This is a genomic window from Parabacteroides sp. AF14-59, from assembly GCF_003479515.1.
Lineage (GTDB): Bacteria > Bacteroidota > Bacteroidia > Bacteroidales > Tannerellaceae > Parabacteroides > Parabacteroides faecis.
This window is the reverse complement of the sequence record NZ_QUHH01000009.1, coordinates 84,828-103,974: the sequence shown is the minus strand read 5'-3', so window position 1 is coordinate 103,974 and position 19,147 is coordinate 84,828. Positions and strand designations below refer to the sequence as shown.

Genomic DNA, 19,147 nt, shown 5'->3' with positions numbered 1-19,147 from the left:
TAGACTAATTCTGTGGAATTAAAATTTAAGCATATCATCCATACCGAGGAAGCCTTTTTTCCCGGCAGTAAACTCGGCAGCAACGACAGCGCCGAGAGCGAAACCGGCACGGCTCTTGGCATCATGCTTGATGCTGATATAGTCGACGTCCGATTCATAGGTCACTTCATGGATACCCGGCACTTCCCCTTCGCGGATAGCATGGATCGGCAGGTCGGTCGGTTGTTCGGCTGTTTCCAGCGTCCAGCGTTCTTTCCGGTCTACGTTTTCGAGGATACCTTCTGCCAGCGTGATAGCTGTTCCGCTCGGAGCATCCAGCTTGTGGATATGATGCGTTTCCGTCATGCTGATATTGTAAGAAGGGAAATTATTCATGATTTTCGCCAGATATTTGTTGAGGGCGAAAAAGATGTTTACCCCGATACTGAAATTGGAAGCATAGAAGAATGTCTTGCCTTCCTTTTCACATTTCTCTTTTATTTCACTGATACGGTCTAACCAGCCTGTCGTCCCGGAAACCACGGGAACGCCGGCAGCGAAACTTTTCATATAATTATCGAAAGCCGTGGCGGGAGTCGTGAACTCGATGGCAACGTCTGCGCTCTTGAAATTAACAGACTGAAATTCTTCCGGGTTGTTTATATCTACGATAGAGACGATCTGGTGTCCTCTGCTGAGTGCGATTTGCTCGATGGTTTTCCCCATCTTTCCGTAACCGATAAGTGCAATCTTCATATCTTTTCAGAATAAAATGAATTAATATGGCTAATAACTTAGCCTTCAGGGGTGCAAATATAAAGAAAATGAATTAGATTTGTGGCATAAATCTTAACTCTGAAAAGAATATGGAACGTTTATTACATTATGTTTGGAAATACAAACTGTATCCGGCAATGCCGCTTCTTACCACCGATGGTCGTCCCGTCTCTGTTATCGATCCCGGAACACTCAATTCCGATGCCGGACCGGACTTCTTCAATGCAAAGATAAAAATAGCTGATACCCTATGGGTCGGCAGTGTGGAGATTCATACCCGGGCATCCGATTGGCTGGTCCATCGTCATGATAAAGACAAAGCTTATGATGCCGTTATCCTGCATGTTGTGGAGTGTGTCGATTGTGAGGTGAGGCGGACGGACGGTGAGCCGATCCCCCAACTAAAACTGATTGTTCCGGAAGCTATCGTTAAAAATATAGACTGGCTGTTGTACCGCGAAGTGGCCATGCCGTGCCTGGGATATATTCCGGAAATAGAACCGTTGTATATATCTTCCTGGCTGGATGCTTTGCTGGGGGAGCGGCTGGAGCGTAAGACAGCTGATATTTTCCGTTTGCTGGACCTGTACGGCGGTGATTGGAATGAAGTCTTTTATATTACTTTAACCCGTAACTTCGGTTTCGGAGTGAATAACGATATCTTCGAACGTCTGGCTAAAAGTCTGCCGCTACGCTGTATTCAAAAACAACGCGGTAGTCATTCGCAGGTAGAGGCGATGTTGTTCGGACAGGCGGGGATGCTGGATGAAACGCTCGATTGTCCTTATTACCGTTTGTTACAACGCGAATACCGGTTTCTTCGGCATAAATTCGGGTTGACGCCGCTCGATCCTTCCCAGTTCAGAAGCCTGCGTATCCGTCCGGTTAATTTCCCTTGCCTGAAACTGGCGCAGTTGGCTGCTGTCTGGACGCAGTACGATACCCTGTTTTCTGTTATACTGGCTGCGGGTAGTATCGGCTGTATCAAACAATGCTTTCGTGTCTCTCCCTCTGTTTATTGGGAAACGCATTATAACTTCCGCTCTGTTTCTGTCCGGAAGGAAAAGCAGGTGGGGGAAAATTCTTTGTGTATCCTGTTGATAAATACGGTAGTACCGGTACTTTTTGCCTATGGTGTCAGGAGTAAACAGCCGGAATATTGCGACCGCGCCATCCATATCCTTGAAAGTCTTCCGCCGGAGAAGAATGCGATCGTTTCCGGTTTTACTCAGGCGGGGATAAAAACAGGTCATGCCGGAGACAGCCAGGCGCTTGTCCAGTTGAAACGGGAGTATTGCGAGAAGAAAAAATGTTTGTATTGCCGGATCGGGTTCAGGTATCTGAAACGTTGAAAGGTTTAAGTTTTTATTTATTGAAAGTTGTAATATCGTTAAACTTTATATACTTTTGTCCTATGTATGGTGAACGAGAAATAGTAGCATACAAAAGTTACTTTTGGGACTTCATGGATACCCTTACCGAAGATGAGTCTAAGAAGATATACTATATACTTGATATGCTAAAGGTAAGAAATCGCATATCTGAAAAATTTGTGAAACACATTAAAGACGGCTTGTATGAATTAAGAGCTGAATATAATAGTAATATTTATCGGGTATTTTTTTGTTTTGATAAAGGTAAGGTCGTTATCCTGTTTAATGGGTTTCAGAAGAAAACACAGAAAACGCCGATTAAGGAAATAAATAAAGCGTTAAAAATCAAAGAAGAATATTATGGAAGCAAATCTGAGAAGCGTTGATACAATAATGGATCAGAAGTTCGGTAAAGTCGGTACTTCGGAGCGTGACGATTTTAGACGTGAAGCCTATTCTTATTGTATGGGGCAAATTATTCATGATGCACGTAAAAAAGAAAAGGTGACACAGGAAGAATTGGCAAAACGTATCGGAGCCAGCAAGTCCTATATTTCACGTATTGAAAAGGGGGTGATAGAGCCAGGGGTAAGTACATTTTATAGGATTATTGAAGCATTGGGACTGCGTATTGAAATTGTGAAGCCTGTGATATAACATGCTAAAAATAAAATTGTCAAAATGCTATTTTAAGTAGTTCCTGAAGAGCTTCTATGGGGCCCAGGACGGTAGTGGCTATTTTTACGCAAACGTAGCCCGTTTTCGTATTGTCATATTGAACGTAATAGCCCGATTAACCGTTTCGAATCATACAAAAAAATAGATAAAACGAAACTTTTTCTTTGATAAAAGATCTCATCGAGAATTATGTCACTACTGTTATGGTTCGTATCCGGCAGCTTCCAGAACAAGAAACTGCTACAAAACATAAAATTCAAGGATAAAAAAGGGACTAAACAAAACTATATTAACATATATTCACGCGATTTTTTGTTTAAAATAAACCCTCATTCCGTTTAAAACAAAAAAAAATTCGTTTTAAACGAAGTGGGAATTTCTTTAAAACGAACTGAAAGCTGGAAGTAAGAAATATGAATTGTTAATTATTGTGATAAAAAGATTCCCGGAAGTTACCTTTCAGGAAATTATCGAGTTGTCAGATCAATATATTGTTTTACATATTAACACCTAAATGTCGTAATTAGAATCATTATGTCATCAAAGAATCATCGCGGAATGATGAAAAACTGTTTTGATTTATTGCTTAATTCATTCCGGGAAAAAGTAATCCATATTCATGTTCATATTTACCGGATGCAGACGAGCGGTAGAGTTACGCTGATAAATGCGTATGGATACTGTTAGGTACGTCGGCTGCAACTTGCTTATTTCTGATTTGTTAGGGTGTACTTACGTTAATTTAGCGTATATATCACTGTTTGTCATCGGATTTTTCCCTATTTTTGCCATTTGAATAAAAAGAGATTGAATGGGTAACAGATATATAAACAATTTATTACTGGCAGTATGTGGCCTTTTTCTGTTGGTAACCATGTATTCATGTGCCAATATGGCTTCTCCGAACGGAGGGCCTTACGATGAAGCGCCTCCTAAATTTGTCAGCAGCCTTCCGGCTCCGAACCAGACAAACTATAAGGGGAAGAAGGTGGAAATCCTGTTTGATGAACTGGTGCAGCTGGACAAGCCGTCGGAGAATGTGATCATTACGCCGCCGCAGATGCAGTTGCCGGTAATCCGTGCCGCGGGGAAAAAAGTTGTGGTCGAGCTGAAAGATACCTTGAAAGAGAATACGACCTATACGATCGACTTCACCAACTCGATCTCCGATAATAATGAGAAGAATGTGTTCGAGAATTTCTCTTTTGCATTCTCTACCGGCGATGTGATCGATACACTGGAGGTGTCAGGTGTCTTGCTGAACGCGGAAAACCTGGAACCGATGCCCGGCATTACGGTCGGCCTGCATAAGAACCTGGAAGATTCAGCTTTTGTAAAACTGCCTTTCGACCGTACTTCACGAACAAACGATAAAGGGGAGTTCACTATCCGTAATATCTCTCCGGGCAGTTACCGCATATTCGGTCTGAACGATGTCAACCGCGACTATAAGTTTGACCAGCCGGGCGAAGAGATCGCATTCAACGACTCTATCATTATCCCCTCGCTGGAACTTACCAGCCGCCAGGATACGCTATGGAAAGACAGCCTGACCATCGATACGATCCGGACAGTAGCCTATACCCGCTATTTCCCGGACGATATTCAACTGCGTCTGTTCAAGGAAAACTTCATGCGGCAATATCTCCTGAAACCGGAACGCCAGCAGGAAAATCTGTTGACCATCCGTTTTAACGCGCCGTTGGATACGATACCGTTGCCGAAGCCGATCAACTTTACCCCAGCCGATTCAGCCTGGTTCTTTACACAGGAAACGGAAGGAGGTACGGGAGTCAATTTCTGGCTGACCGATTCGATGGTATGGAAACAGGATACTTTGCTGGTAGAACTTTCCTATCCGAAAAGCGACTCGTTGAATATTCTCCGGCCGCAAACCGATACGCTTCAGTTCCTGATGCGCCATCGTCCGGAAAAGAAGAAAAAGAAGAAAGATGATGAGCCTGAACCGATCGTCTTCCTCGGTATGCAGATCGATGCACCGACTTCGATGGACTTGTTCGATACCGTTTCCGTGACGTTCAATGAACCGGTTCTCGACCTGCCGAAAGAGGTCTTTTATTTGGATCAGAAGGTCGATACGGTCTGGACACCGGTCGATTTCGACTTTTTCAGGGATTCTGTCAACACCCTGAACTACTTTATCCGTCGTCCGTGGAAATATGGCGAAGAGTATCGGTTGTCTGTTGATTCGGCAACGGTATTCAGCCTCTATGACAAATGGAACGAACCATATTCGAGTGAGTTCAAGATCAAGAAAGAAGATGAATACGGCCATCTGTATCTGAATATAGAAGGAATAGATACGACAGCTTATGTCGAATTGCTGAACGGCAGCGATGTCGCGATAAGGAAAACGAAGGTAAAGAACGGGGGTGCCCTGTTCATGGACTTGAAGCCGGATAAATATTATGTCCGCCTGGTGGTCGACCTGAATGACAACGGTAAATGGGATACCGGCAATTATGCCGAAAAGCGGCAGCCAGAAGAAGTCTTCTACTCACCTGTGAAGTATAATGTGATGCAGAACTGGCAGGTGGAAGAGACCTGGAATGTCAAAGCGACCCCGTGGGCAAAACAGAAACCTATCGAGATTACAAAGAATAAGCCTAAAGAGGCAACCAAGAAGAAAAGAAATTATAAAGATGAAGGACAACAGAAGTCTTCTTCGCGCAGTAGCAGTGGTAGTATGGGAATGCCGTTCTAAGGCGATCGGTTTCTTCCTGCTTGGCTGGTTGTTGCTTCTTCCGGAAGTGACCGGTGCGCAAACTATTCCGGTGAAAGAGCGTTTCAGTGCCGGTGAGGAGGTGCAATACGAGCTTTACTTCAAATGGGGCATTCTGATGCCGCGTGCGGGGCAGGCCACTTTGTCTGTCAAGAATGCCCGTTATAAAGGAGAGACGGCCTATCATTATCGCCTGTTGTTCCGGACTTCCGGCATGTTCGAGAAGGTCTACTCCATGCGCGATACGATCGATTGTTATTTCTCGCCTGAGATGTTGTTGCTGCGAAGCGAGAAACGGGTCAATGAGAATGATTACTATCTGATCGATGATCTGAAATTCTCTTATCAGGATGGAAAGACATCCGCACATTCCCATCGGTATACACCTTCACGGACAAAGATCGATACGATGATCGTTTCGGAGCAGTATATGTTCGATATGCTGGGGGCTACCATGTATCTCCGGTCGCTGGATTGGGATAAGATGCAATATGGGGATGAGTTCCCTTTCCATGTGGCGATCGGGCGTGAGCGTATCAATATCAGTTTCCGTTATACCGGACAGCAGATTGTGGAACGTAACGAGACACTGAAATATCGTACCCGTCATTTCTTCATTGATATTTATGACGATGCATTCACCCAAAGTAAGGCGGCAGCCGAGATATGGATCGGAGATGACGAAAACCATATTCCGGTCAAGATACGTGCCAAGTTGAAGATCGGGGCTGCGGAGGTCTATTACAAGTCATCCCAAGGATTGCGTTATCCGCTCTCTTCACGTGTGGAAATTCCCCGCCGTTGAGGGCAGCGAGATCGTAAAACGTGTTTCGGCATAGGGTTGCGAATATACCTGAAGTTCGCCCCCGTGCATACGTATGATCTGGCGTGAGAGGCTAAGGCCGATGCCGCTTCCTTGGCTTTTGGTGGTGAAAAAGGGTACGAATATATCTTCCTGCAGATCATAAGGAATGCCGGGTCCGTTATCCGTGATCTCGATCAGGGTGGTGTTGCCGGATTGTTTTACGGCGAGTGTTATCTCTCCGTTATCCTGTTCATCCAATGCTTCTATCGCATTTTTCAATAAATTGATCAGTACCTGCGAAAGCAACTCTTCGTCTGCATCCACCGTTATTTCTTCCTGGTATAGATAGACATTCAGGCCGATCTGTAACCGTTGCAGGTCTGACTGGAACAATAGTTCGATGTTATGGACCTGGTGGGAGAGGGAGAAAGGTTTGGGATTAGGAGCCTGCAAGCGGGCAAGTTGCCGGTATGAATTGGTAAAGTTCATGAGACTCTGCCCCTGGCTCTTGATCGTATCCAGTCCGCGTACCGTTTTGCGTATCGTGGCATCGGTGATCTCGTCGCAGCTTTTAGTCGTCTCGTTATTCCGGTAATAGGAGAGAAGTGTCCCTGAAAGGGATACGATCGGGGCGATCGAATTCATGATCTCGTGGGTCAGGACATGCATCAGTTTATCGTAGGATTCGTATTCTTTCCGTAACAGTTCACGTTCAAACTCTTTCTGTTTGCTTTCCGTCATCAGGCCGTGGATGCGGTTGAATGCCGTATGGAGGCGTTGTTGTTCTTCCGGTCCGGTGTTTTCGGGAAAGTAAAGCATCGATTCATTATCTTCGATGGCATCCAGGAATAATTGGATACGGCGGTTCGATGCGTTCAGGAAATAAACGAGGACGCCGATCAGCCATAAGGCGATCAGCAGGGTGACACATCCCAGGATGATGGCCTTGCCACTGACAATACCGGCTAATCCCAGGCCGGCGACGATGACGATGATCACCACCTGGAAGACTATCTTCAGATAGATGCGTGTGCTGAACATCCGTTTCACAGGTTGAATCGTTTTAGTTTGTTATATAAGGTTTGCCGGCTTACGCCCAGTTGTTCGGCAGCAGCAGTCAGGTTCCCGTCGTTTTGGGTGATGGCTGCTTCGATGGTCTTCCGTTCCACTTCCCCCAGGTTGGGAGCTTCGGTGAACGAGACGGTTTTCCCGGGACGGATAAAGAGGTCGGTGGCACGGATCACACTTTTCTCGGCGAGGATCACGGCCTTTTCGATGGTATGTTGCAGTTCGCGTATATTACCCGGCCAGTCGTACCGTTCCAGCTTGTTCATGGCCTGCGGGTGGATCGTCATACCTGTTTGTTTGTACTGGGTGGTATATTTTTTCAGGAAATAATCGATGAAAAGGGGAATGTCTTCCCGTCGGTTCCGTAACGGCGGGATCTCTATCTGGATGGTGTTGATACGGTAGAACAGATCTTCACGGAAAAGCGATTGCCCGACCATTTCCGGCAGGTTCCGGTTGGTGGCGGCGATCAGGCGTATATCAACCGGGATTTTCCTGTTACTTCCCAGGCGGGTCACTTCACGATTCTGGAGGGCAGCGAGCAGTTTGGCCTGTAACCCGACCGGGAGGTTGCCGATCTCATCCAGGAACAAGGTACTTCCACTGGCAGCCTCAAATTTACCCGGACGGCTTTCACGGGCATCGGTAAAGGCTCCTTTTTCGTGTCCGAACAGTTCGCTTTCAAACAGAGATTCGCTGACGGCTCCCATATCGACATTGATCATCTCCCGGCGGCTGCGGAGGGACAGCCGGTGAATTTCGCGGGCGAGCATCTCTTTACCCGTCCCGTTTTCCCCGGTGATCAGTACGTTCGCATCCGTTTTGGCAACTTTGGTTACAATCTTGATCAGCTTCATCATAACAGGTGAGTGCCCGATGATCATTGCCGGTTCAGAGGGAGGGGTGATCCCGCCTTTTCCGGCATTCTGTTTCATTCGTTCTTCCTCGGCAGCCTGTAAAGCGGTATGTATCTTTTCCAGCAGGACATCATTGTCCCAGGGTTTGAGCACAAAGTCTACCGCTCCGCTTTTCAGTGCCTTGACAGCCAGTTCCACGTCTCCATAGGCAGTAAGCATGATAACAGGCAGTCCGGGGGCTATCTCCTGGATACGTCGTAGCCAGAATAAGCCTTCGTTCCCGGTATTGACTCCGGCGGAGAAATTCATATCGAGAATGACAAGGTCGACCGGCATTGTATCCAGAACGGACAGGATACGGTTCGGATTCGAAGTTGTTTCAATTCGTTCGAATTCGTCTTCCAGTAATAATTCGAGTGAGGTCAGTACACTTTTATTATCGTCTACTATAAGAACTGTTCCGGTTTGCATACGTCAATTTTTTTGTAAAGGTATCGGCTTCCGTGATACTTTGCAAATGAGCGTCCAAATATTTGACACTTTAAGGAGAGTTATTTTATAGAGTGCTGTTCTATCGGTTTTCTGCGGAAACAATGCTATTTATTAGTTCAATAATTATCAATAATGAGCTATCCCTTAATCAAAGTGACTTAGCCATTACAGGTTTATTTGCCGTCAGTTTTAACTGACGGTTTACAAGTTGCTTCTCTTTATTGGCTTCAGCCACATTTCTCTTTACATAGAGAGACTCTTTAAATGGGACTAAAGTCCAAAGAGATATAGCATTTACTTATCCGTCGGTTAAAACCGACGGCAAATGGACCTGTAACTATACCAGCCCTATTGATGACTGATGGTTTATTGCTGAATAGTTCAAATCTTTCTAAAAGTGAACTATCCCATTATCAAAGAAACTTGGCTATTACAAACCTTATATATACTACCTAGTCTGTGACGTCAAAATATTTGACAATTGCGTGTCAATATATTTTACAGTTTACATGTGTCTCTTTTTTGTAATTATTGATAATCAATAAGTGATTAAATGTGGCATGCCATTTGCTCTTCTATTTACATGATGAAAATGCAAATAACAACCAAATATGGATTACGGGCTATAGGACTGTTGCTTTTAGGCTCGGTAGTCACAGCACATGCCCGGGATTCCTGGACTGTCGACTCCTGTATGCGTTATGCTATAGAGAAGAACCTGACGCTGAAAAACAGCCGGCTGGATACCCGTATTGCCCGTGAGGATTTTACTGCTGCAATCGGCGACTTCCTCCCTTCTGTCAGTACCAATGGGGCGTTCGGAAAACGGATGGGACGTTCGGTAGACCCGAAGACGAATATGTACACCACCTCTTCTTTTCTGGAAAGCACGGTGGGAGTGGATATCTCCTTGCCTGTTTTTGATGGTTTCAAGCGTATCAACCGGGCACAGTTTACCCGGTTGAACAGGCAATTGAGCGGCGTAACGGAGAAAGCGGAAGAGAATCGGGTGGCTTTTGAGGTGATGGATGCCTATTATGTGTATATCTTTGACAGGAAGATGAGCCTATTAGCTGCCGAGCAACGGAAACTGAGTGAACGGTATCATGAACAGATGCTTGAATATGTGGACCTCGGTCTTCGTTCCCCGTCGGATCTGCAGGAGGTGAAAGCCCGGTTGCAGAGCGATATTTATCAGGAGACAGTGAAAAACAAGACAGAACGCTTGTCGTTTCTGGCATTGAAGGAATTGTTACAGATGCGTGATTCGGATACGTTATCCATTGCTGATGTAGATGCAGAGGGAGATGAACCGCCACTCCTCAGTAATTATTCGGCTCCGGACGTCTATGCTGAGTCGGAGATCGCACTTCCTGAATTCCGGATGATGGACCTGCGGGAACAGACATCACGGAAATCGCTGGCGATCGCATCCGGTGCTTTCTCCCCTTCGATCCGGGCAGATTTCAGCCTTTATTCGGGCTATTACGATACGGAACGTAATGCAGACGGGCACATCGTCTCTTTTGGACAACAGATGAAAAATAACTGGAATAAGTATATCGGTTTGCGGGTATCGTTCCCGATCTTTAGCGGTTTATCGCGTTTCACGGCAGTCCGGAAAGAACGTTTCCGCCTGCAACAGGTCAGAAATAATAACGACCGGCAACGTATATCCTTATATAAAGAGATAGAAGATGCCTGCCTTACTCTCCAGGCTTCGGCAGAAGAGTATCATCAGGCCGCTTTGCAACTGAAGGCTTTGACTACCACCCTCAAAGAAAATGAGGAAAAGTGGGAGGAAGGTATGATTTCCGTCTTCGAGCTGATGGAGAAACGTAACCTGTATATTTCAGCCAGGGCGGAACTGGTTCGTACCAGGTTGCAGTATGATCTGAAGCATCGGATGGTTGAGTTTTACCGTACCGGGTCGTTTTTATAAATAGTAATTGAATAAAAATATAGATACAGATATGAATAACAACACCATGGACACTCCGATCGAACGGAAGTCCCGTTTGAAGAAAAAACATATTTACGTTGTAGCAGGCGGTGTCTTCCTGCTTGTCTGCGTGCTTTACTTTATCTTTCGTGATACTTCTTCCTCCATGAAGGTCGAGAAAGAGCGCCTGACGATCTCCACCATCATCCAGGGTGAATTCAACGACTATATCCGTGTGATCGGTCAGGTCTTGCCGGACCGTATCATTTACCTGGATGCCATCGAAGGCGGTCGTGTGGAAGAACGCCTGATCGAAGAGGGGACGCAAGTCAAAGCCGGAGATGTCATCCTCCGCCTGAGTAACCCGCTATTAAATATCGGCATCCTCCAGAGCGAAGCCGACCTTGCCTATCAGGAAAACGAACTTCGTAATACCCGTATCAGTATGGAGCAGGAGCATCTGAGCCTGAAACAAGAACGTATCAATCTGAATAAGGACCTGGTACAGAAAGAACGCCGTTACAAACAATACGAACGTTTGTACAACAAACAACTTCTTGCCCGCGAAGATTATCTTCTTGCGAAAGAAGATTACGAAAGTTCACGCGACCAACTCGTCGTACTGGACCAGCGTATCAGTCAGGACGACCTTTTCCGCAGCAGCCAGCTGGAGAGCCTGGATGAAAACATCCGGAATATGAAACGAAGCCTGGCACTGGTTCGCGAACGTCTGGAGAATCTGAAAGTGAAAGCTCCCGTAAGCGGCCAGTTAGGTAACCTGGAAGCCCAGATCGGCCAGTCGATCGCCCAGGGAGAACGCATCGGTCAGGTAATCACCCCCGAACTGAAGGTAGAAGCCAGGATCGACGAGCATTATGTAGAACGTGTCATGCCCGGCTTACCCGCCAGCTTCGAACGTGAAGGAAAGACCTATGAGATGGAAATGACGAAAGTCTATCCCGAAGTACGCGACGGTCAGTTCCGTACAGACCTCCATTTTACCGGTGATCGTCCCGAAAATATACGTGCCGGACAGACCTATCACCTGAACCTGCAACTGGGTGATCCGGTACAAGCTATCCTGATCCCCCGCGGTAGTTTTTATCAGGCAAGCGGCGGACAGTATGTATATGTAGTAGATGAAGACGAGACCACCGCCCGTCGCCGTCCGGTGAAGATCGGTCGTCAGAATCCACAATATTATGAAGTGACCGAAGGCTTGAAACCCGGAGAGAAAGTGATCATTTCAGGCTATGAACTGTTTGGCGAGAACGAACGTCTTATAATCAGATAATAAAAAAAGAAAAGTATGGATTACCTGTCCCAAGTCATTAAAAGCCAGCGGGCCCGTAAGTCACTTTCGGTGATCAATATCCTCGGTCTGTCCGTATGTATCTCGGCAGCGCTGCTGATACTGCTCTATGTCCGGTTTGAACTGAGTTACGATTCTTTCCATGACGGTGACCGTATTTACCGTGTCGAAAGCCGCCTGTATGAAGGAAAAGCACTGACCGACAACTGGGCCACTACCTCTCTCGGACACGGGCCGGTCATGAGCCGTGAGATTCCGGGTATCGAGAAGTTCGTTCGCCTTACCGCACAGGACAGGGAACAGGTCGTTACCTATCAGGATAAACAATTTGCCGAAGAACGTTATTGCTTTACCGAGCCCGCTTTCTTCGAATTGTTCAACTTCCCGATAAAAAGAGGAGAGAAGACAGGCCAGCTGGTCCGTCCCAACACCGTCGTATTAACGGAAAGTGCTGCTCACCGTTATTTCGGCGAAGCGGAGCCGTTGGGGAAGATCCTGACATTCCGGACGGCAACGGCCGAGCAGCATTTTGAAGTCACGGGCATTATCGACCGGATGCCGGCAAACTCACATTTACATTACGACTTCCTCCTTTCCTATTCCACGATACCGAAAGAGCGGCAGGATATCTGGTATGTCCACGGCGTGTATACCTACGTCCGCCTGGAGCCGGGAAAGAATCCGCAGGAGATAGCCGATGCCTTTGCCGCCATCTCCGATAAATACAAGACAGCCGCTTTGAAGCATAAAGACTGGCGGGTGGAGTTGATTCCGTTGAGAGAGATTCATCTTACCCCACAGAAATCGTATGAGAAAGAGACGAAAGGCAGCCGTACTGCCGTCTATATCCTGTCGGTGATGGCGGTCGCCCTGTTGCTTATCGGCTGGGTGAATGCCCTGAATCTGATGGTCGCCCGTTTCCTGGAGCGGGGAAAAGAGTTCGGTGTACGTAAAGCCTTCGGGGCATCCCGCAAGCAGATGCTTTTCCAGGGATTGCTCGAAGCCGGGATCGTCAATTCCCTGGCTGCCTTGATTGCATTAGGTTGGCTGGAAGTGCTCCTGCCCGTCGTCAATTCCCTGGCTACCTACGATTTTGGAGAGAATGCTCTTTTGCAGCCGGAGTTCTGGGTTACCGTGTCGGGTATTATCGTTTTAGGGACTCTCTTTACCGGTTTATACCCTTCTTATCTCCTGACACGCATCCGTCCGTCGGATATTATGCGCGGGAAACTCTTGCACAGCCGGAAAGGAAATAGGATGCGGAAAGTCCTGATCGTCGTGCAGTTCGTCGCCTCCTTTATTCTGATAACCGGGACTTTCGTAGTCATAGCTCAGGTCCGTTATATGCAGAATGAAACGGCTTCAGCAGCGATGAGGCAGATCGTCGTTCTGAAATATCCCTCTTTCACGGATGAATTGTCGGCAAAGATGGAGAGCTTTAAAAAGCACTTGAAACAAAAGACATATATCCGGCAGGTCACTGTCTCCGGGGCAGTTCCGGGCGTGGAGGTTGCCAATTATTTTACCAACCGTCCTTATGGAAGCGACCAGTCGGAAGTGAAGCTGATCCAGATGTTTGCTGTCGATTACGATTATCTCTCTACTTATTCCCCCGATATGGTTTGTGGCAGGGGTTTCTCGGAAGAATACGGGGATGAACTGAATAAAGTGGTATTGAACGAGGAAGCTGTCCGTCTGTTGGGTTTTCCTTCCAATGAAGCTGCTCTCGGCCGACAGTTGACGATGGAGGTGGTGGAAGAACCTCTCCAGGTGATCGGCGTAGCCCGTAATTACCATCAGCAGTCGCTTGCCGTACCGTACAAACCGATCATCTTCTTCATCAAAGAACGCGTACCGTTTATCGGGACACCTTATATCTCCATCCGTATGGACGGCACTGCCGATGCGGCCCGTCTGGCGGAGATCGAACAGGCCTACCGGGATTTCTTCCCAACTTCGCTGTTCTCTTATTTCTATCTTGACGATTTCAACAGGAACCAGTATCAGGAAGACCGGAATTTCGGATGGATGTTTGCCGGTTCGGCCTTGCTGGCCGTTTTTGTCGCCTGCCTGGGGCTGTGGACCGTCACACTTTTCTCCACCCTGTCGAGGGTGAAAGAAATAGGGGTACGTAAGGTATTGGGAGCGGGGAGAGTAAATCTTTTTGTAGTTTTGACACGTGAGTTATTACTCCTGACGGTGGTCGCGTCCGTGATCGGTATTCCTGCCTCTGCTTTCCTGATGAACAACTGGCTCGAAGGCTATGCGTTCCATATCGTACTGCCCTGGTGGAGTTATGCAGTAGCGTTTGTCCTGTTAATGTGTATCGCCTTCGGGACCGTCGCACGGCAGGTATGGCGCATCATCCGCCTGAAACCGATGTATATTCTTAGGAGTGAATAATTTATAAACAAAGAAATATGATTAAAACAGAAAAACTGTCTATGCTCTTCACAACGGAAGATGTACAGACCAAAGCATTGAATGAGGTAAGCCTGGAGATAAAGAAAGGCGAGTTTGTCGCTATCATGGGGCCTTCGGGATGTGGAAAATCCACCCTGCTGAATATCCTGGGGACACTGGATTCATCGACTTCCGGTAAATATTACTTTGAAGGAAAAGAGATAGATAAGATGAGCGAGAGCCAGCTGACTTCTTTCCGGAAAGGGAACATCGGCTTTGTCTTCCAGAACTTCAACCTGATAGACGAGCTGACGGTTTTCGAGAATGTGGAACTGCCGCTGGTCTATCTGAACGGAAAGAAAGCGGACCGGAAAAAGAAGGTAATGGAGGTATTAGACCGTATGAATATTGCCCATCGCGCCGGACATTTCCCGCAACAGTTGTCCGGAGGTCAGCAGCAGCGTGTCGCTATTGCCCGTGCCGTGGTGACGGACTGTAACCTGATTCTGGCGGATGAGCCGACAGGTAATTTGGATTCTACCAATGGTGTTGAAGTAATGGAGTTACTTAGCGAACTGAACCGGCAGGGGACGACGATCGTGATCGTTACCCACTCACAGCGGGATGCGAAATATGCCCATCGCGTGATCCACTTATTAGATGGAAAAATCGTATCGGAAGATAGAAACAATATTTCCATCAAATAATCAGATAACAACGAATATGATCATATCAAATTATTGGAACAGTGCCTTGCGCAGCCTGACAAAGAAAAAAGGCTTCAGTGCAATCAATATACTCGGCCTGGCGATCGGAATGGCGGCCGCCCTGCTGATCCTGACTTATGTGGCTTTCGAATACAGCTACGACCATATGCACAGCCGCGCCGACCGCATTTTCCGTGTGGAAGCGTGCTTTTTCGAGAACGGCGAGATGACCGACAACTGGGCTTCCAGCTCGGCAGGTTATGCTACTGCCATGAAACGCAACCTGGCCGGAGTAGAAGACTATACCCGTGTGGGTAGCCAGTATTACCCCGAACAGATCGTTAAATACAATGAACTTCTCTACCGTGAAACGAATATCGGCTACGCCGAGAAGAATTACTTTAACTTCTTCGATTTCGAGTTATTGAAAGGGGATAAGAACACCTGCCTGGATGGACCGAAAAAAGTAGTTATCACAGAACGTATCGCCCGTAAATATTTCAAGGGTGCCGACCCGATCGGAAAGATATTGATCTTCCGCAGTAATATCGGCGAGGAAGCATGCGAAGTGACGGGTATCATGAAGGATATGCCTGTCAACTCGCATGTGCGTTACAGCATGCTGATCTCATATGAAACACTTCCGAAATGGATGGATGAATACTGGTACCGGCATGAGGTGTATTCGTATGTCCTCCTGAAATCTGCCGATATGAAGAAGCAGGTCGAAGATGCTTTCCCTGCGATGGCAGAGAAATATAAAACGGAGGAGGCCTTGAAGAATAAAACCTGGGCAATCCAGCTGACCAACTTGAAGGATATCCACCTGAATCCCCAGAAAGCCTATGAGCCGGAGACGAAAGGGAACCGTTCGTCCATGCTGGTCCTGATCTGTACGGCGTTGGCGATCCTGTGCATTGCCTGGATCAATTATATCAATATGACGGTAGCCCGTTCGATGGAGCGTGCCAAAGAGATCGGGATACGCCGGGCTTCGGGGGCAAGTCGCCGGCAGATTGTTACTCAGTTCCTGTTTGAATCGTTGGTGACGAACGGGATTGCCTTTATTCTGGCGCTCGGGTTGATGGAGGCGCTGATGCCTGCATTCAATAACCTGACATCGCGTGATCTGGGTTTCTCCGTGTGGGTAACGACCTCTTTGGGTTGGATGCTGCTGCTGATATTTGCACTGGGTGTTTTCCTGTCCGGTTTCTATCCGGCAACAATCCTATCGGGTATTAAGCCGATCAAAATGTTGAAAGGTAAATTTACGCATACGAAAAATGCGACGCTGACCCGTAAGGTGTTGGTTGTATTGCAATATACGGCGTCTCTGGCATTGTTGTGCGGCACGCTGATCGTTTATGCACAGTTACAGTATATGCGTCAGGCTTCGTTGGGTGTGCGTGTTGACCAGACATTGGTGCTGAAATTTCCGGCTCATTGTGAGGATATGGCTACCAAGCTGACTGCCATGAAACGGGAGTTGAAGGCATTGCCGTCTGTGAAGAACGTGACGGTTTCCGGTGCCGTTCCCGGGACGGAGGTGACCGACTTCCTGTCGATTGTTCGCCTGAGCGATGTGACGAAACAGACCCGTTTGCTGGAAATGCTCAACTGCGATGTGTATTATCTGGATGCGTATGACCTGGAGTTTGTTGCCGGACGTGGTTTTGCCGAGGATTTCGGAGGGGATGTCTATAATATCGTCCTGAACGAAACGGCTGTCCGCACATTGGGTTTTGCTTCGCCGGAGGCTGCCCTGGGCGAACGTCTCTCCGTGGAGACTGTCGACCAGCCGATGCAGATCATCGGGGTTGTAAAAGACTATCACCAGCAGTCGCTGAATAAGGGGTATACGCCTCTTCTGTTCGCCTTGCACAATAAGTTGAGCTGGATGAAACAGCGTTATATATCTGTCGTTATGGAGAATGCGAATCCCCGTGAGTTGGTGAAACAGTCGGAAGAGATATGGAACCGTTATTTCCCTGATTCCAGCTTCGACTATTTCTTCCTGGATCAGTTCTTCGACCAGCAATACCGGCAGGATGAGGTGTTCGGGCTGATTGTTGCCCTCTTTGCCATACTGGCGATTTTCATTTCCTGTATGGGGCTTTGGGTATTGGTGATGTTCTCCTGCTCGACGAGGGTGCGTGAGATGGGAATACGTAAGGTGTTGGGTGCATCGAAAATACAGTTGTTCTATGAGTTGGGCCGCGAGTTCTTTATCCTGATCGGTGTAGCGGTCGTTATCGCACTTCCTTTGTCGTGGTGGGTTATGGATGGCTGGCTGGATCATTATTCATTCCGTACCGACTGGAAAGCCTGGTTCTTCCTTGTTCCGGTGACTTTATTGTGTGTGATATCCTTGTTGACCATAGGCTGGCAGACTGCTAAAACAATCCTCAGCAAACCTGCCCGGTCGTTGCGGTATGAATAAAAAATAATGTGCCAATATGCCAATGGAAATAGTATTCCACACATTGGCATATTGGCGCATTGTCCACATTGACACATTATTCAAGTATCATCACAATCATCTCATCTTCCCCTAGTGTCCCGGCCAGTTGCCGGACGCGTTCCTGTTGTTCTGCAGGCAATTTGGAAAAGTTATCCATCTTCTGCAAGGCTTCCAGTTTTCTTTTGGTGTAAGAAGTGAACAATTTGTTATCCTGCCAGGTGAGTTCTCCTAAGATGGCAGGTATGCCGTCCGGCAGTTCCGTCGGCAAAAGGAATTCTTCCGGGTAACTATGATTATCCTGGATAAGCGATAACTGTTTTGTATCCTTGTTGTATAAAGCATAGGAATAGAATACGCTCTTCTCTTTACGGGTATTCGGGCAATCGTAATTTCTGGAATAAGTGATAAGAATAAAATGATCCGTGTCCACCCACGACTGGATAGCATACTTCTGCGATTTATCTCCGTACAGTCCGTTGTCTATAGTCAGTTTGTTTTCTCCGAATTGCAGGATATATTCCGGCTGCAAACGGTTAGGAGAGGAAAGACTGAATATCGTATCGTTGAATGCCTGTCTGAAATAGAATTTATCCTTGTTCTTATAAGTCCAGTTGCTTTCAGGAAATGCATACGGTCCGCTTAACTTGACGGTCGGGAGATTATAGTTCCCGAATATGCACAGGGTATCGTATGAGTTCTTATTGAACGTCGTGAGCATGTCCGGTGACCTGAAATTCCTCGATACGTTTACCAGGGTCGAATCGTCCAGGCTGGCCAGCAAAGTCGAATGTTTGTCGTCCATGAAGCGGATCTCTTCGACCAGGCGGCCGTCTTCAAGAGATTTCCATCCCATGATGTTGTAGTTGTTGACAGTATCTCTGCCTGTATAGCTGTATTGGTTTCCCGGTTCCAGGCTGATATTGCCAATCGGGCTTTTCCTGTTATTGGCATGAAATTCTAGTTTCTGGGTGGCAGGATCATATTTCAATCCCTCGATATGCGCGATCAGCAGTGTATCTGTAATCTGCCCGTTCGAATCAAAGCAAAAAGAACCGAAGAGATCGTTTGTCAGGATCCGGTTCTCCAGCAGTTGTATCTTTGTATTCACACCGCTGGCACTGCTCATTCCCCGGTCGTAAGAGACAATGATGCTGGCATCGTAAAGGAAAGTTCCCTGTTCGGGAGATAAGGGACTTTTCAACGTGACACAGGTTACTTTACTGAAATGATTCTTCAGTGCGAAAGGTTGCGTGGGTAACTTGGCTGTAAAGTCCAGGATCACAGGTGGACTGGCTGGCGATATCCCACGCTCTTCCGTATATTGTACACCGGGATTCAGATGATTGGTCTCGATGATCACCGGTGCTTTAGGGGCAGCTTCAACTGTTTCGTCCGCCTGACGGGTGGCTTGTTTCCCTCCGCAGGCACACAGAATGGTTCCGATACATAGAATAGCTGTCGTTGTTCTGATTTTCTTGTGTTTCATAATTCGTATATTTATAGTTTCAGGAAAATCAAAAGTAGGGAAAACAAAAACGTATAACAAAAAA

At 47.0% G+C, this 19,147-nt stretch carries 14 protein-coding genes; 10 read left to right on the top strand and 4 right to left on the bottom strand.

The window, feature by feature from the left end; all coding sequences use genetic code 11:
* Positions 1-18: 18 nt before the first annotated feature.
* The gene (dapB, locus tag DWW23_RS11925) at positions 19-735 is read right to left on the bottom strand and encodes a 4-hydroxy-tetrahydrodipicolinate reductase (protein WP_122353503.1); all 717 of its coding nucleotides are present in this window, start codon (positions 733-735) and stop codon (positions 19-21) included.
* A gap of 110 nt (positions 736-845) precedes the next feature.
* On the opposite strand from dapB, the gene DWW23_RS11920 reads away from it, so the two are divergent.
* From DWW23_RS11920 to DWW23_RS11900, 5 genes are all read left to right on the top strand, one after another.
* Positions 846-2,108 carry a DUF2851 family protein gene (locus tag DWW23_RS11920; protein WP_122353502.1) on the top strand — a complete coding sequence of 421 codons (1,263 nt, stop codon included), beginning with the start codon at positions 846-848 and terminating at the stop codon, positions 2,106-2,108.
* Between the two features lie 62 nt (positions 2,109-2,170).
* Positions 2,171-2,515 carry a type II toxin-antitoxin system RelE/ParE family toxin gene (locus tag DWW23_RS11915; protein WP_122353588.1) on the top strand — a complete coding sequence of 115 codons (345 nt, stop codon included), beginning with the start codon at positions 2,171-2,173 and terminating at the stop codon, positions 2,513-2,515.
* Positions 2,490-2,786 (top strand): helix-turn-helix transcriptional regulator, encoded by a 297-nt coding sequence (locus DWW23_RS11910; RefSeq protein WP_122353501.1) that lies wholly within the window; start codon positions 2,490-2,492, stop codon positions 2,784-2,786. Before DWW23_RS11915 ends, DWW23_RS11910 begins: the two co-directional genes overlap by 26 nt.
* An 832-nt stretch (positions 2,787-3,618) precedes the next feature.
* Positions 3,619-5,532 (top strand): Ig-like domain-containing protein, encoded by a 1,914-nt coding sequence (locus DWW23_RS11905; RefSeq protein WP_122353500.1) that lies wholly within the window; start codon positions 3,619-3,621, stop codon positions 5,530-5,532.
* Positions 5,471-6,355 carry a DUF3108 domain-containing protein gene (locus DWW23_RS11900; protein ID WP_122353499.1) on the top strand — a complete coding sequence of 295 codons (885 nt, stop codon included), beginning with the start codon at positions 5,471-5,473 and terminating at the stop codon, positions 6,353-6,355. The genes DWW23_RS11905 and DWW23_RS11900 overlap by 62 nt, the downstream gene beginning before the upstream one ends.
* On the opposite strand, the gene DWW23_RS11895 is transcribed toward DWW23_RS11900, so the two are convergent.
* Entirely contained in the window at positions 6,329-7,396 is a 1,068-nt protein-coding gene (locus DWW23_RS11895; RefSeq protein WP_122353498.1) for a PAS domain-containing sensor histidine kinase, read from the bottom strand. The two genes, DWW23_RS11900 and DWW23_RS11895, sit on opposite strands and share 27 nt — an antisense overlap.
* A gap of 5 nt (positions 7,397-7,401) precedes the next feature.
* On the bottom strand, positions 7,402-8,751 hold the full coding sequence (locus DWW23_RS11890) for a sigma-54 dependent transcriptional regulator (RefSeq protein ID WP_122353497.1): 1,350 nt from the start codon (positions 8,749-8,751) through the stop codon (positions 7,402-7,404).
* 574 nt (positions 8,752-9,325) lie between these two features.
* Between DWW23_RS11890 and DWW23_RS11885 the strand changes: the two genes are divergently transcribed.
* Genes DWW23_RS11885 through DWW23_RS11865 form a run of 5 tightly spaced genes read left to right on the top strand, consistent with a single transcriptional unit; the run spans position 9,326 to position 17,576 of the window.
* A complete protein-coding gene (locus DWW23_RS11885; protein ID WP_122353496.1) occupies positions 9,326-10,714 on the top strand; it encodes a TolC family protein in 1,389 nt (462 codons plus the stop codon).
* 46 nt (positions 10,715-10,760) lie between these two features.
* Complete coding sequence (locus DWW23_RS11880; RefSeq protein ID WP_158583180.1) at positions 10,761-12,008, top strand: efflux RND transporter periplasmic adaptor subunit; 1,248 nt, start codon at positions 10,761-10,763, stop codon at positions 12,006-12,008.
* A gap of 15 nt (positions 12,009-12,023) precedes the next feature.
* Positions 12,024-14,429, top strand: coding sequence for an ABC transporter permease (locus DWW23_RS11875; RefSeq protein ID WP_122353495.1), 2,406 nt, complete (start codon positions 12,024-12,026; stop codon positions 14,427-14,429).
* A 17-nt stretch (positions 14,430-14,446) separates the two neighbouring features.
* Positions 14,447-15,136: an ABC transporter ATP-binding protein gene (locus tag DWW23_RS11870; RefSeq protein WP_122353494.1), complete on the top strand. Its 690-nt coding sequence runs from the start codon at positions 14,447-14,449 to the stop codon at positions 15,134-15,136.
* Positions 15,137-15,152: 16 nt separating this feature from the next.
* A complete protein-coding gene (locus DWW23_RS11865; RefSeq protein WP_122353493.1) occupies positions 15,153-17,576 on the top strand; it encodes an ABC transporter permease in 2,424 nt (807 codons plus the stop codon).
* Between the two features lie 76 nt (positions 17,577-17,652).
* On the opposite strand, the gene DWW23_RS11860 is transcribed toward DWW23_RS11865, so the two are convergent.
* Positions 17,653-19,083, bottom strand: coding sequence for a DUF4933 domain-containing protein (locus tag DWW23_RS11860; RefSeq protein ID WP_122353492.1), 1,431 nt, complete (start codon positions 19,081-19,083; stop codon positions 17,653-17,655).
* Between the last annotated feature and the right edge of the window lie 64 nt (positions 19,084-19,147).

Bases quoted from the DNA above. Each gene is read 5' to 3' on its own strand.
- DWW23_RS11870 (WP_122353494.1), top strand. From the start codon at position 14,447: ATGATTAAAACAGAAAAACTGTCTATGCTCTTCACAACGGAAGATGTA.
- DWW23_RS11920 (WP_122353502.1), top strand. From the start codon at position 846: ATGGAACGTTTATTACATTATGTTTGGAAATACAAACTGTATCCGGCA.
- DWW23_RS11865 (WP_122353493.1), top strand. From the start codon at position 15,153: ATGATCATATCAAATTATTGGAACAGTGCCTTGCGCAGCCTGACAAAG.
- DWW23_RS11860 (WP_122353492.1), bottom strand. From the start codon at position 19,083: ATGAAACACAAGAAAATCAGAACAACGACAGCTATTCTATGTATCGGA.
- DWW23_RS11885 (WP_122353496.1), top strand. From the start codon at position 9,326: ATGTGGCATGCCATTTGCTCTTCTATTTACATGATGAAAATGCAAATA.
- DWW23_RS11895 (WP_122353498.1), bottom strand. From the start codon at position 7,396: ATGTTCAGCACACGCATCTATCTGAAGATAGTCTTCCAGGTGGTGATC.
- DWW23_RS11915 (WP_122353588.1), top strand. From the start codon at position 2,171: ATGTATGGTGAACGAGAAATAGTAGCATACAAAAGTTACTTTTGGGAC.
- DWW23_RS11880 (WP_158583180.1), top strand. From the start codon at position 10,761: ATGGACACTCCGATCGAACGGAAGTCCCGTTTGAAGAAAAAACATATT.
- DWW23_RS11890 (WP_122353497.1), bottom strand. From the start codon at position 8,751: ATGCAAACCGGAACAGTTCTTATAGTAGACGATAATAAAAGTGTACTG.
- DWW23_RS11875 (WP_122353495.1), top strand. From the start codon at position 12,024: ATGGATTACCTGTCCCAAGTCATTAAAAGCCAGCGGGCCCGTAAGTCA.
- DWW23_RS11910 (WP_122353501.1), top strand. From the start codon at position 2,490: ATGGAAGCAAATCTGAGAAGCGTTGATACAATAATGGATCAGAAGTTC.
- dapB (WP_122353503.1), bottom strand. From the start codon at position 735: ATGAAGATTGCACTTATCGGTTACGGAAAGATGGGGAAAACCATCGAG.
- DWW23_RS11905 (WP_122353500.1), top strand. From the start codon at position 3,619: ATGGGTAACAGATATATAAACAATTTATTACTGGCAGTATGTGGCCTT.
- DWW23_RS11900 (WP_122353499.1), top strand. From the start codon at position 5,471: ATGAAGGACAACAGAAGTCTTCTTCGCGCAGTAGCAGTGGTAGTATGG.